The following is a 12,294-nucleotide window of genomic DNA, read 5'->3' on the forward strand; positions in this document are numbered from 1 at the left end:
TCCCTATTTACAAATATAGCCACGATCTCCTTTGTTCAATCCACAAGCATTTGCTTCATCGTAATCAATGTGCATATACGTTGCAAAATCTGGACTGACGCGAACCACGACATCATCAAAGATCAGTGGACGACTTGCTTCCACACGTACTTTCACTGTTTGACCATTGACTACTTGATTTTTATCTGCATCTTCTGGTGTCATGTGGATATGTCGTTTTGCTACGATCAATCCTTTTTCTAGTTGAACAGCTGACTCACCGTTCATTAAGACAACACCTGGTGTTCCTTCGATTTTGCCACTTTCTCTGACGGGCACGCGACTACCTAAAATACGTGTATCCGTCATCGATACTTCGACTTGTGACTCGGCGCGTTCAGGTCCTAAAATAACGACATTTTGGAATAAGCCTTTTGGACCTGCGACAGTGATCCGCTCTTTGCAGACATACTGACCGGGTTGAGACAATTCTTTTACTTTCGTTAATTGGTATCCAGGACCAAATAATGCATCGATATCTTTACGGCTCAAATGCACGTGTCTTCCTGAAGCTTCTACTTCAAAAGAATTTTGCTGTGACTGGATACGTTGGACTACTTCATTGATAATTTCATTTAAATGATCCAATCGGTTCATCTCCTACTCGTTTTTCGGCAGTTGAATAATACTTTGCAATTCTTCTGCCCATAACATAAAAATAGCTAAGTATGCTGGAAGTTCTGCTTCCAACAATTGACTGACTTTTTCTACTTGATACTCGATCTCATTGATTGAATAGCGCAAGATTCTTCGTTGCAAGGGGGAACGATAGATCATTCCTGAAAGTCGAGGTGGATGAGCTGAGAGCGTTTTCCCATCGAATCGACTAAAGTTTGCTAACCACTCTTGCTGATATTCTAAATACAACCAACCTTCAGCATACATATCGTTTTCTTCCAATAGATGAAAGAACAGCAGATTTTTCAGCTTCTTTATTTCTAAACAGATTTTTCGTTGCACACTTGGCAGCAACGTTTCTTGTTCAAAAAGAGGTTGCTTCGATTGCCCCATTGGAGAAGAAACGAGATTTTCTCGCATGAGCGGAATATGATGTTCACGTAAATAGCTAGAAGCTGCGGGAGTCAAAAGACAATCTTTTGAAACGACGAAAGTGCTTCCTGATTGGATTTCTTTCTTCCGAAACATGTGCCGTAACTGGTCTTCTGTGATCACACCCATATGACGCTCTCCTTTCTCCAATGGATTATTTCAAAGCATTGATCTCGTCTTGGAAACAAGCCAAATGAGCCAAAAATATAAGGAGTATTTTCGGTTCATTTGGCTCTTGTTTCATTTTAGACGTCTCTTACGATGATTATTCAGCAACTTTTGGTAAAATCGCATCTACTTCAGTGTGAGGACGTGGGATCACATGAACAGATAATAATTCACCAACACGTTCAGCAGCGGCAGCACCAGCATCAGTTGCTGCTTTTACAGCGCCAACATCGCCACGAACCATGATTGTTACTAATCCGCCACCAACTTGTTCTTTACCGATCAATGTTACGTTTGCTGCTTTCACCATTGCATCTGCTGCTTCAACAGCACCTACTAATCCACGAGTTTCGATCATTCCTAAAGCGTTTGTACTTGACATTATAAATTCCTCCTATGGTATGTTTATCATTAATATATATATTACATATTATTGTAATCGAGCTAATACTTGGGCAACGAGTGTATCGATCAACTCATCTTTGTTGCCCGCTTGGTTGTTTGTTTCTTGTGTTGGCATTTGAGCGCCAGCGCCAAATTCTTGACGGATATCTGCTAAATCAGTGACACCGTAAGCGACACGTCGAACATTGAATAGATTTTCTACGCCGATGTTGTCAGAGGTAGAACTGCCACCAACTGCGCCACAGCCTAGCGTTAATGCTGGCACTAAGCCAGTTGAAGCCCCAATTCCTCCTAATGAACCTGCTGTATTGATCAACAGACGAGAAACTGGTTTTCTTAAGCCGAATTCACGGACGACTTCTTTGTTTTCAGTATGGATACACATTGTGTGTCCTGCACCTTCACCTTTTAAGATCTCAACGGATAGATCGCAAGCTTCTTGCCAGTTTTCAACCGTGTAAAAGGCGATGATCGGTGCTAATTTTTCTCTTGAGAATGGATACTTGATCCCAACATTGCTTTCTTCTGCCACGATCAGACGACGATCGAATGGGATATTCAAGCCAACTAATGAAGCAATATGGCGAACAGAACGGCCAACGATTTGCGGATTCATCGTGCCATTTGGTCGTAAGATGAAACGAGATAATTTATCCGCTTCGTCTGGACTCAAGAAGTAAGCACCTTGTTTGATCAATTCAGCTTTAACTGCTTCACGATTGACTTTTTCCACGATGATCGACTGTTCCGATGCACAGATCGTGCCATTATCAAATGTTTTAGAATCCATGATGCGCTTCACCGCCATTGGGATCAATGCGCTGCGTTCGATATACGCAGGGCCATTTCCTGGACCTACGCCGATGGCTGGCGTTCCTGAAGAATACGCCGCTTTGACCATGGCGTTACCACCAGTAGCTAAGATCAAGTTCGTATCTTTATGCGTCATCAATTCTTTTGTTGCTTGCATCGTTGGTGTCGTGATCACTGACACGCTCTCTTTTGGTCCACCCGCAGATTCAACCGCTGAACGGATGATCTCAACTGTCGCTTGGATCGATTGTAAGGCGTTTGGATGTGGCGAGAAAACGATACTATTCGCCGCTTTCAATGCGATCAAGGCTTTATAGATCACTGTTGAAGTCGGATTTGTCGATGGGATCAATCCAGCAACCACCCCAACAGGTACGGCAATCTCCGTTACCTTTTTCTGTGGGTCATCATTGATGACACCTACTGTCTTCGTATTTTTGAATTCTTCATAAACGATTTTTGAAGCAAAAGCATTTTTGATGATTTTGTCTTCATAGATCCCGAAGCCAGTTTCTTCATTCGCCATTTTTGCTAGACGCTCACGCTGTGCGAATGTTGCGTCTGAAACTGCTTTGACGATTTGGTCGATTTGCGTTTGCGAAAAAGTTTCTAATACTTTTTGTGCATTCTTAGCAGCTGCGATCAAATCTCTCGTTTCTTGAATCGAGCGTAAATCTTTATCCACTATAGGGTCACTCCTTTAATTTCTGCCATGATCGCCTCTACTAATGCTTGTTTGCTTGCAGATTTGATTTCTGATGGTTTTAATTGTTTGACATTCAATTTGTAGGCTTCTTTTCGTAACTCAGCGACACGCTTTGCTTGTAATTCTGCTCGACGATCTTTTGTTTCACTGACCTTCTCTGGTTCGACCGGAGCTTCAACTTGTACTGGCGCTACGGGTTCTACCAAGTGTTCAGGCGTTACTTCTGTGACACTTTCTTCTGCTTGTGGTTTTTGAAAAAGAATTTGTGTCTGTTCATCAACACGTGAGATCACATGATGTGAGATCAAGCAGTTTAATTGTTTCGCTATAACCATACCGGCATCGACCGCTGCATTGACAGCTGCAACATCCCCGCTTAGTTGGACGGTTGTTAGGCCGCCTTTGATGATCTCCGCATTCAACAAATTCACATCTGCTGATTTCAAAGCCGCATCGCTGACACTGACTGCGCCTAAAAATCCGCGAACTTCAATCATTCCAATCGCATTCATTCGTGACACTCCCTTAGTAACTCAACGGATTTTCTGCGATCCGTTGAACAACTTGTTCAAAAGCAGTACAAGCTGCTTTACATGCTGATTGACTACCAGTTAAAAGTGCCCCACCAAAGTTTGTTTCAGATGGTGGTCCGAAGAAACTACAGATTTCAACATCCGCTGCTTTCAGTGCTGCATCTAGTGCAACCATTGCTTCTAAAGGCGGCGCGATCAAGTAAGCAATTGCTTCGCCTTCACGAATGTTGGCTTCTTTTGATAAATATCTTCCAGAACGAGAAACCACATGGGCAAAGTACACGATACTATCATCGTCATTTGCGCTGATAAAGCTTGCTTCTTGTTCGATGACTTGTGTCACTACGGATAGTCCGCTTGTGATCTCTGCCGGACTTGGTCCAGCGATGATCCCAATCACTTCACCTGCTAGTTTCGTAGAGGCATTCGCCGCTCCTGCATACATACTTTTTGCATAGACAACTTGTACTTCCGCAGCCTTTGTTGCTTCATCTAAAGCCACATAAGTCACATCATCACAATCTGATGTCACGATACCTAATGAGCGCATCCCTGGTGTCAGGCCAAATTGCTCTGCTAATGCAGCATCTACATTTGGAATAACTTGAACACTTAAGACGTTTGCGCCTAAACGATCATTTTTCATCGATTATTCTCCTCCTATTCGGCTTCTTTCAACTCGATACCAGATTTTTTCTTATCTAGCATTTTTTTGATCAATTCCGCGAGATATGCACCGGCCTCAACCGCTGGTGTTCCACCTTTATGGATGTTTGAGATCACGGTACGACGAGCTTCTGGCATTCCTACTGTTGGACGGTAGGCAACATACGCACTCATCGATTCTGCTGTTACAAGTCCCGGACGTTCGCCAACTAATAGACATACTACTTCGGCATCAGTGATTTCACCGATTTGATCCATTGACGGCACACGGCAATATTTGACGAAGACGACTTGATCAAAATCTAAACCATACATTTTTAACCCTTGTTTGATTGCAGGTAATACTTCTTTGATATTTGCCCCGATAGCCGCAGAACTTAACCCATCCCCAACAACGATCTGCACTTTTGCTTTTGGTGTTGTTTGTTGTTTGATTTTTGCGCTGTTTTCTTCATCAAATTGACGGCCAAAATCTGGGCGAGTCAAGTATTCGTCTTTTGTTTTACAAATTGTTTGTGTCGAAATAAAGCCCATTTCTTCCACTAACTGTGGATCAACATCAGAGAATACCGCATCTTGTGCTGCGGCATGGTCCGCACGGAAACGTAAGGTTGAAGAAGTCAGATAACGAGTTCCTGTACGTCCTACACCAATACGAGCAGGCGTGAATGCCTTCATGCGTAAGTAGCCTGCTTCATCTTTTGCATCTTTGACTAAAAGCTGTTTACGTAGATCTACTTCTGTGATGTCATCGATCATGCCTTCTTCTACTACTGGTGCTGTTGTCGTCATCGTAGTTGTTGTAGCGACTGGCGCTTTTGGTTGTTCCGTTGGTTTTTCACCGGCTACCATTTCACTTAGCATTGAAGTGATCATTTCTTTCAATTGTTGTTCGTTCATTTTTTCTTGCACCCCACTTATTTGATAAATACTGAAGCATCGCCGGCTAGGCTTGTTAATTTACCATTTTCCATCAAGCCCATTTTCTCCATCCAACCTTCAAATTCTTTGATTGGACGTAAACCGAACAATTCACGGACTGTAGCTGTTTCATGGAAACCAGTTGTTTGGTAGTTCAACATCACATCGTCACCGTGAGGGATGCCCATGATATACGTACATCCAGCTGATGTTAATAACACAGATAAGTTTTCCATATCATTTTGATCTGCTTTCATATGGTTCGTATAACATACGTCACAACCCATTGATAAACCAGTTAGTTTACCCATGAAGTGATCTTCTAAACCTGCACGAATGACTTGTTTTGAATCATACAAGTATTCTGGTCCAATAAAACCGACAACTGTATTCACAAGGAATGGATCAAATTTCTTCGCTAAACCATAACAACGTGCTTCCATCGTCACTTGGTCTGCCCCAAAATGCGCTTCAGATGAAAGTTCAGATCCTTGACCTGTTTCAAAATACATCACGTTCGGACCAGCTGCTTGTCCACTGCTCAATGCTAATGCTTGTGCTTCAGCTAACATTTCTGCGTTTAAACCAAATGCTGTATTCCCTTTTTCTGAGCCAGCAATCGATTGGAACACTAAACCCGTCGGTGCGCCTTGACGCATTGCTTCCATTTGTGTCGTCACATGAGCTAAGACACAGGTTTGTGTTGGAATATCCCATTCACTACGGAATTCTTCAAATTTATCTAAGCAACGTTTCACACTTTCTGTGGAGTCATCAACTGGATTCAAACCGATCAGTGCATCACCGGCGCCGTAAGATAAGCCTTCCATGACAGAAGCCATGATACCATCCACATCATCTGTTGGATGATTCGGTTGTAGACGATTTGAAAAAGTACCGGCGCGACCGATTGTTGTATTCGCTGTTTTTTCGATGTGGATTTTTTTAGCTCCCACGATCAAGTCCATATTTGACATCAATTTGCAGACTGCCGCGATCATTTCAGAAGTCAATCCGCGAGAGATATGTTTGATTTCAAAATCTCCTGTTTTATCAGAAAGGATATATTCTCTTAATTCTGAAACTGTCCAATGTTTGATCATGCCGAAAATGCGCATGTTGACTTGGTCGATAATGATGCGTGTCACTTCATCTTCATCATAATCAACTACTGGATTGTTGAATAAGTCATTTAATGTCAGATGAGATAATACAACTTTTGCTGCTACTCGTTCTTCCGCAGAAGTTGCTGCAACACCAGCTAATTTATCTCCTGATTTTTCTTCATTTGCTTTAGCCAACACTTCTTTGACTGAAGAAAACTGATAGGTTTTGCCAAATAATTTTGTTTTTAAAATCATTTTTCTTGTCGCTCCCTTAATTAAATACTAGTGTTTTGACAACTACCGGTAACACTGCGCCTTCAGCTACAGGTTGTCCGATATCGATATAATCCCCATTTTCTACTTTGACGGAATCAATGCAGATGAAAGGATAATTTCCTGGTAAATATGCATGTAATGCATGCCCTAAAGCTTTCGCCATGTCTTCGTCCACCATGATGACCAGTGGAATATTTTCTGTGATCAAGGCAGATAATCCTTGAACGATCCCATCCGCATATCGTTGGACATCGGCAAATGTCGGGTTCACGATCCCCTTCATCGCTAAAGCGATCTGCGGCGTTTCTTCCAGTCGATGCCAAGCAAGCTTTTCATCGATTCGTTCCCCCATTTTCTCAGCCTCTAAAGACTCATCTTCTTGGGAAACTTTTAAAATCGGAATATTTTTGATTGGCAAGATCTGCTCATGATAAGCGATCGTGCTTCCGCTAATATCTGCAGTGTGCGATCCTGCGCCAACAACCGTTGCCCGAATGGTTTCATTACTTTGTAACACTTCTTTTTCTGTGAAAATCTGGGATTTTCGTAACGCTGCCCCTAATAACAGTCCAATATCGCCATACTTGAACGTATCGGTCACGTCTTCGACCAAGCAATCCGCTACGCCACCAGAAAAGGTGACGATCGGGATTTCTTCATCTAAACGTAACCCTCGATTGGTGATAAACAGGTCATAAAAACGACTTCGTTCACCGATCCCCACACTATTTTCTAAGACTTTTACTAGCTCATCGATCACTGGTTTGATTGCTGTGACAGAAGCTTTCGTACCAATTTTTAATGGTAGTCCCAACTGCCCGATCATGTCTGTGATCTTTGGTGAGATGTAAGAAATATTTCCTGCTTGATCGACCTTGATCAGTCGACCACCGATATCAAAACAAGCAGTATCATTGATTTCATCATCAGTGAAGACGACTAAATTACTCGTTCCGCCTCCGATATCGATATTGACGACCGAAGTATGACGCTTTTTCGAATACTCTTGGGCGCCTGCTCCTTTACCAGCAATGATGCTTTCAAGATCTGGACCAGCCGTAGCGACCACGAAATCTCCAGCAAAGCCACTCAAGGCTTGTAATACTTTACTGGCATTGGCTTTACGAGCTGTTTCACCAGTGATGATAACTGCACCCATTTGGATTTGTTGTTTCTCGATCCCCGCTTGTTGATATTGTCGGGAAACAAACGCTTTGATTGCTTCATCATCAATCATTGTCTGATTGATCAAAGGAGTGAAGATGATTTCACTGCGATAGATCACTTCTTTTTCTGAGATCGTGATCCTTGGAACAGAAAATGCAGAGGCAAAATTTTCGATCGTCAGCTCTGATAAAACAAGTTGCGTCGTCGAGGTACCTAAATCGATCCCTACAGTTAGAATTTTTTCTTTTGCCATCGTTTTTTCTCCTTTCTGCAAACAAAAAATGCTTAAAGACAGCCTAGAATCTCTTCTACGCATCTTTAAGCATCGTTGCTTTTTCACCGAACAACATCTTTGGTGTTCTGTTCAAAATAGAAACAAGTTTTTGTTCCTTTGTTGGATGATTCAATTTTCACTTTCCCTTTTAGCTTATCTTTGATATAGCTATTCACGATCATCAACCCTAAACTTGTTTCTTTGTTTCGGTTGACATCATAGCCATTGCCATCATCTGTAACAGTGATCGTAATGACTTTATTTTCGATTTCTCCGCTGACCTCAACCATTCCACTTTGATCTGGCTCAAAGGCATGATCAAAGATATTTTGGAGTAACTCATTGACGACGAGCGAAATGGAAACCATTTGGTCACTGGAAACAGTGATCGTCGGATCAACTGTCAAATTCAACTGCACTTTTTCCGGATTAAAAATATGGCGGAAATTGTACATCACTGCCTCAAGCATTTGTCGCAAGGAAACATTATCCTCTACTTGCTTGGACAATAATTCATGTGTCGTCGCAATCGCCATGATCCGGTTCACACTTTCTTTCAGTACTTTACTAGCCTCTTTGCTAGTGGTACGGCGTGCTTGGATCCGCAATAACGAAACGACAGACTGTAAATTGTTTTTGACGCGGTGATGAATCTCTCGGATCGCCACCGATTTTGATACGATTTCATCTTCTTTCTTTTTCACTTCTGTATTATCTTGAATAATCATTGCTACTCTCGATCCTGCATCAATCCAAACTTTTCGAATATTAAAGTAATAATTTAAATACGCTGTATCTAATTCGATCAACCGATTTTCGGTTTGATCATTCATCTGATAAAGAACATATTCGAACGTTGTGTAATCAAGAGAAAGATTGTCATAGTGCAAATCATTGATCATTTCACGATAGCCTAGTTTTCGGTATAGTTCTTTTGCGCGATGATTCGCTAAGACTAAGTTTCCAGTGGCCGTATCAAAAATCAAGACCGCTTCAGCTAACTGGTCCATGATCAACGGATCGAATGTAGATTCGATCGCAAGTGTTCCTTGTTCTTTTGACTGTGATTCCTGTCGTTCAACTGCCCCAATCGGTTGCTCGACTCCCTCTTCTACGATGATCACACCGATTGTTCGTTGTTCATTTCGAATCGGAAAAATATTTTGCTTGATCAAGCGATTTTCTTGTGTGACTGCTAACAAGCCAATACTGTTCAAGCTTGTTTCCATGGTACGTAAAACACCAGGTTCATTTTTTAATAACGCTTCTTTTCCGACAACTTCATGTTTATATAATGAGGGAATACATTTTGGTTTCTTATGATAGACAACTAATGCTTCTTTCGTCATTTCATTAAAGACATCGATGAACACATCTGCCGTCTCATAATGCTTAGACTCTGTTAAATAAGCACTCGTCCGACAAAGCTCTTGAATATCTGATTGGGTTAGATTTGTATAACGCTGACATAATGTATTGATTCGTTCCATTATTCATCATCCATAATAATCAATTCTGCGATTTCACTCATACGTGCGCGTTTGTTCATACTTAATGTACGCAACATTTGATAAGCTTCTTCTTCAGAAATATTATTTTCTTTTGCTAAGATCCCTTTTGCCTTTTCCACAACTTTTCGCTCTTCCAATTTCAATTGTAGTTTGTCGATCTGTTGTAGCAGGTTTTGAGTTTCTTTTCCTCTAGCGATCCCCATCTCGATAGTTGGGATCAAAGATTTTGAATCTAATGGTTTTACAAGATAACCGATTGCGCCTAATTTCTTTGCTTTCTCCGTATTCTCTTGATCACTGTAAGCAGAAAGAAACACGATACTACCTGCTAACTGATCTTGGATGATTTTTTTACCAGATTTCAGACCATCTAAAATTGGCATTTGGATATCCATCAATACGAGATCCGGCTTAGTCTCTTTACAAACTTCGATTGCTTCAAATCCATCTGCGGCTTCCCCAACAACTTCATAACCAGCTTCCAGTAGAATATCTCGAGTATCCAATCGTGTGATTGGCTCATCATCTACTATCACAATTCTGCCCTTCATATTCAATACGCTTTGTCTCCCCCGAACTAAGTTCTTGTAATTTCACACGTCACAGAGAATTGCAAAATCTGTTTGAGTCCATGCAGTACAGCATGTAATGCTGCTTCAACAGAACTCACGTCGCCAGAGATAACTACTGAACCAGAGAAACGATCGATAAAGCCGATCGTGATATCGCCACTTTTCGTTGCAATATCAACAGCGATGATTGCAGCTTCACTTGGCGTGATCGTTAAGATCCCTAAAGCATTGCTTGTGCCTGCTGGTAATCCTAATTTCGTATAGACTTCCTTGTCGGGACTTGCAATGATGTGGGCTAAAGTAACTTGTTTTCCTGGGACGTATTCTTGGATCATTCGTTGTTTTTCTTCCAAGCAAGACTCGCTCCTTCATTTTAAGCAATAAAAAATCCTCAATAATAAGCGATAAAGTATTTACTTTACGCTCGTTATTAAGGGCATCATTGCTCTTAAATTTTGAAGCACTCCGTTGTGCTCATTCATTATATGTTAGCCATTTCACGATGTCAAATTTTATAAGATTGCTTTTAATATTGCTCTAACGCCTTTTTCATCTGCTTGACGAGGATTGGTTCTCGTACAGCCATCTGCTAAGGCAGAAGTCGCAATTGCTTCTTCATGTGACAACACTTCTTTTGAAGACAAACCATACTCACTCAATGTCGCTGGCATGTCTAATTTTTCTCGCAACTGTTTGATCAGACGAATCAAGTTTTGTACCCCTAAGCGAGGATTCTTCGTTTGTGTGTTACTGATACAGTTCGCTAATGCCGCATATCTTTCAGCTACTTCTACTTCTGTCACTTGACCATTGCCTAAACCACTATTATAGGCAATCACTTCTGGAAGTAAGATGCCATTGATGCGACCATGTGGCACATGTAAACGAGCGCCAGCCGCATGAGCGATCCCATGGTTCAAACCTAGTGAAGTCGAATTGAACGCCATGCCTGCCATACAAGAAGCTAAGTGCATTTGTTCTCTGGCTTCTTTGTCTTGACCATTTTTGTATGCTCGCTCTAAGTATTCAAAAACTAAAGCAACCACTTTTTCACATAAGGCATCTGCTACGCCATTTGCTTCTGTTGAAACGTAGGATTCAATGACATGTGTCAGTACATCTATTCCTGTATCCGCAGTGATTTTCGGTGGAACACTCATGACTAATCCTGTATCTAAAATCGCAACATCTGGTTGAATTTTATCCGTTACTAACGGGATTTTCAAGCCTAATTCACTGATCGTGATCACAGAGAAATTTGTTACCTCAGACCCTGTCCCACTTGTCGTTGGGATCGCAATAAATTGTTCCGTCAAAAGATCCATTGTCTTTTGTCCAAAATACTTCATTGCTTTCGCTGCATCGATTGCGGAGCCGCCACCGATTGCTACGATCACTTCACTTTGGAAGCTTTCCATTTCTTTGATTCCTGAAACGATCTTATCAAGTGGTAGATCAGGAACAATATCACTAAATACATGGTACTGGTTTAAATAAGTCGTTACTTGCTCCACCATGCCGTTTTCTGCCATAAATGGATCAGTAACGATGAACACACGCTTTTCTTTCACATTTTCAAGACTTTGTAACGCATCTTCGCCCACAATGATCTGTGTCGAGAATTGTATATTTTCCACGAACATTCCTCCTTGAAACCAAAATAAAAGAGACTTCAAACCAATGGAAATAAAACATCCATTTGTTTGAAGCCCCTTTGCTTCTTTTACAATCCATACAACAGTGTATGGTGTCTATTCTGTAACAATCGATTAACACATGCGCCGGGAATCAGCAGTACGCCATTGTACTTGAAATCTCTTTCCCCATTGAAAGACCAGCCCAATATTCCCATACACATCATCGTGCTATGTGTGGGATTGAATCAAATATTCTTGGGCTGACTTTCAAAAAACGTCATTTTTTAGCAACACCCTGTTTTGCCTCGAAACAGTTTGCCCAATAATGAAAAATAAGAAAAGACCTGACTTAAAAGCTCTAACGCTTTATCACAGTGGCGGGACCGTGCCAGCATCTCACTGGCTTCCATTCGTATCTTTCATAAACATTTGATTAATCTACATGCACTT

13 protein-coding genes and 1 riboswitch are annotated in these 12,294 nt (G+C 41.4%); all 13 genes read right to left on the minus strand.

Going from position 1 to position 12,294, the window contains the following annotated elements:
• Positions 1 to 3: 3 nt before the first annotated feature.
• Positions 4 to 636: an ethanolamine utilization phosphate acetyltransferase EutD gene (gene eutD / locus DOK79_RS01725; RefSeq protein WP_206855883.1), complete on the minus strand. Its 633-nt coding sequence runs from the start codon at positions 634 to 636 to the stop codon at positions 4 to 6.
• Between the two features lie 3 nt (positions 637 to 639).
• Positions 640 to 1,218 carry a hypothetical protein gene (locus tag DOK79_RS01730; RefSeq protein WP_206855885.1) on the minus strand — a complete coding sequence of 193 codons (579 nt, stop codon included), beginning with the start codon at positions 1,216 to 1,218 and terminating at the stop codon, positions 640 to 642.
• Between the two features lie 136 nt (positions 1,219 to 1,354).
• Positions 1,355 to 1,639, minus strand: coding sequence for a BMC domain-containing protein (locus tag DOK79_RS01735; RefSeq protein WP_010734677.1), 285 nt, complete (start codon positions 1,637 to 1,639; stop codon positions 1,355 to 1,357).
• A 48-nt stretch (positions 1,640 to 1,687) separates the two neighbouring features.
• Complete coding sequence (locus DOK79_RS01740) at positions 1,688 to 3,163, minus strand: acetaldehyde dehydrogenase (acetylating) (RefSeq protein ID WP_206855952.1); 1,476 nt, start codon at positions 3,161 to 3,163, stop codon at positions 1,688 to 1,690.
• Entirely contained in the window at positions 3,160 to 3,693 is a 534-nt protein-coding gene (locus DOK79_RS01745) for a BMC domain-containing protein (RefSeq protein WP_206855887.1), read from the minus strand. Before DOK79_RS01745 ends, DOK79_RS01740 begins: the two co-directional genes overlap by 4 nt.
• A gap of 13 nt (positions 3,694 to 3,706) precedes the next feature.
• Positions 3,707 to 4,360 carry an ethanolamine utilization microcompartment protein EutL gene (gene eutL / locus DOK79_RS01750; protein ID WP_206855889.1) on the minus strand — a complete coding sequence of 218 codons (654 nt, stop codon included), beginning with the start codon at positions 4,358 to 4,360 and terminating at the stop codon, positions 3,707 to 3,709.
• Between the two features lie 14 nt (positions 4,361 to 4,374).
• The gene (eutC, locus tag DOK79_RS01755; protein WP_206855892.1) at positions 4,375 to 5,280 is read right to left on the minus strand and encodes an ethanolamine ammonia-lyase subunit EutC; all 906 of its coding nucleotides are present in this window, start codon (positions 5,278 to 5,280) and stop codon (positions 4,375 to 4,377) included.
• A gap of 17 nt (positions 5,281 to 5,297) precedes the next feature.
• A complete protein-coding gene (locus DOK79_RS01760; RefSeq protein ID WP_206855894.1) occupies positions 5,298 to 6,662 on the minus strand; it encodes an ethanolamine ammonia-lyase subunit EutB in 1,365 nt (454 codons plus the stop codon).
• 16 nt (positions 6,663 to 6,678) lie between these two features.
• Positions 6,679 to 8,103, minus strand: coding sequence for an ethanolamine ammonia-lyase reactivating factor EutA (gene eutA, locus DOK79_RS01765; RefSeq protein ID WP_206855897.1), 1,425 nt, complete (start codon positions 8,101 to 8,103; stop codon positions 6,679 to 6,681).
• Positions 8,104 to 8,186: 83 nt separating this feature from the next.
• Positions 8,187 to 9,614, minus strand: coding sequence for a sensor histidine kinase (locus DOK79_RS01770; RefSeq protein WP_206855900.1), 1,428 nt, complete (start codon positions 9,612 to 9,614; stop codon positions 8,187 to 8,189).
• On the minus strand, positions 9,614 to 10,186 hold the full coding sequence (locus DOK79_RS01775) for an ANTAR domain-containing response regulator (protein ID WP_206855903.1): 573 nt from the start codon (positions 10,184 to 10,186) through the stop codon (positions 9,614 to 9,616). The genes DOK79_RS01770 and DOK79_RS01775 overlap by 1 nt, the downstream gene beginning before the upstream one ends.
• Before the next feature lie 26 nt (positions 10,187 to 10,212).
• Positions 10,213 to 10,560 (minus strand): ethanolamine utilization microcompartment protein EutS, encoded by a 348-nt coding sequence (eutS, locus tag DOK79_RS01780; protein ID WP_242543273.1) that lies wholly within the window; start codon positions 10,558 to 10,560, stop codon positions 10,213 to 10,215.
• A gap of 159 nt (positions 10,561 to 10,719) precedes the next feature.
• Complete coding sequence (locus DOK79_RS01785) at positions 10,720 to 11,844, minus strand: iron-containing alcohol dehydrogenase (RefSeq protein WP_206855906.1); 1,125 nt, start codon at positions 11,842 to 11,844, stop codon at positions 10,720 to 10,722.
• Between the two features lie 285 nt (positions 11,845 to 12,129).
• A riboswitch (adenosylcobalamin (AdoCbl) riboswitch) is annotated at positions 12,130 to 12,279 on the minus strand.
• Between the last annotated feature and the right edge of the window lie 15 nt (positions 12,280 to 12,294).

The sequence above is a fragment of the Enterococcus sp. DIV1094 genome (assembly GCF_017316305.2).
In the GTDB taxonomy this organism is placed as follows: Bacteria; Bacillota; Bacilli; order Lactobacillales; family Enterococcaceae; genus Enterococcus_B; species Enterococcus_B mangumiae.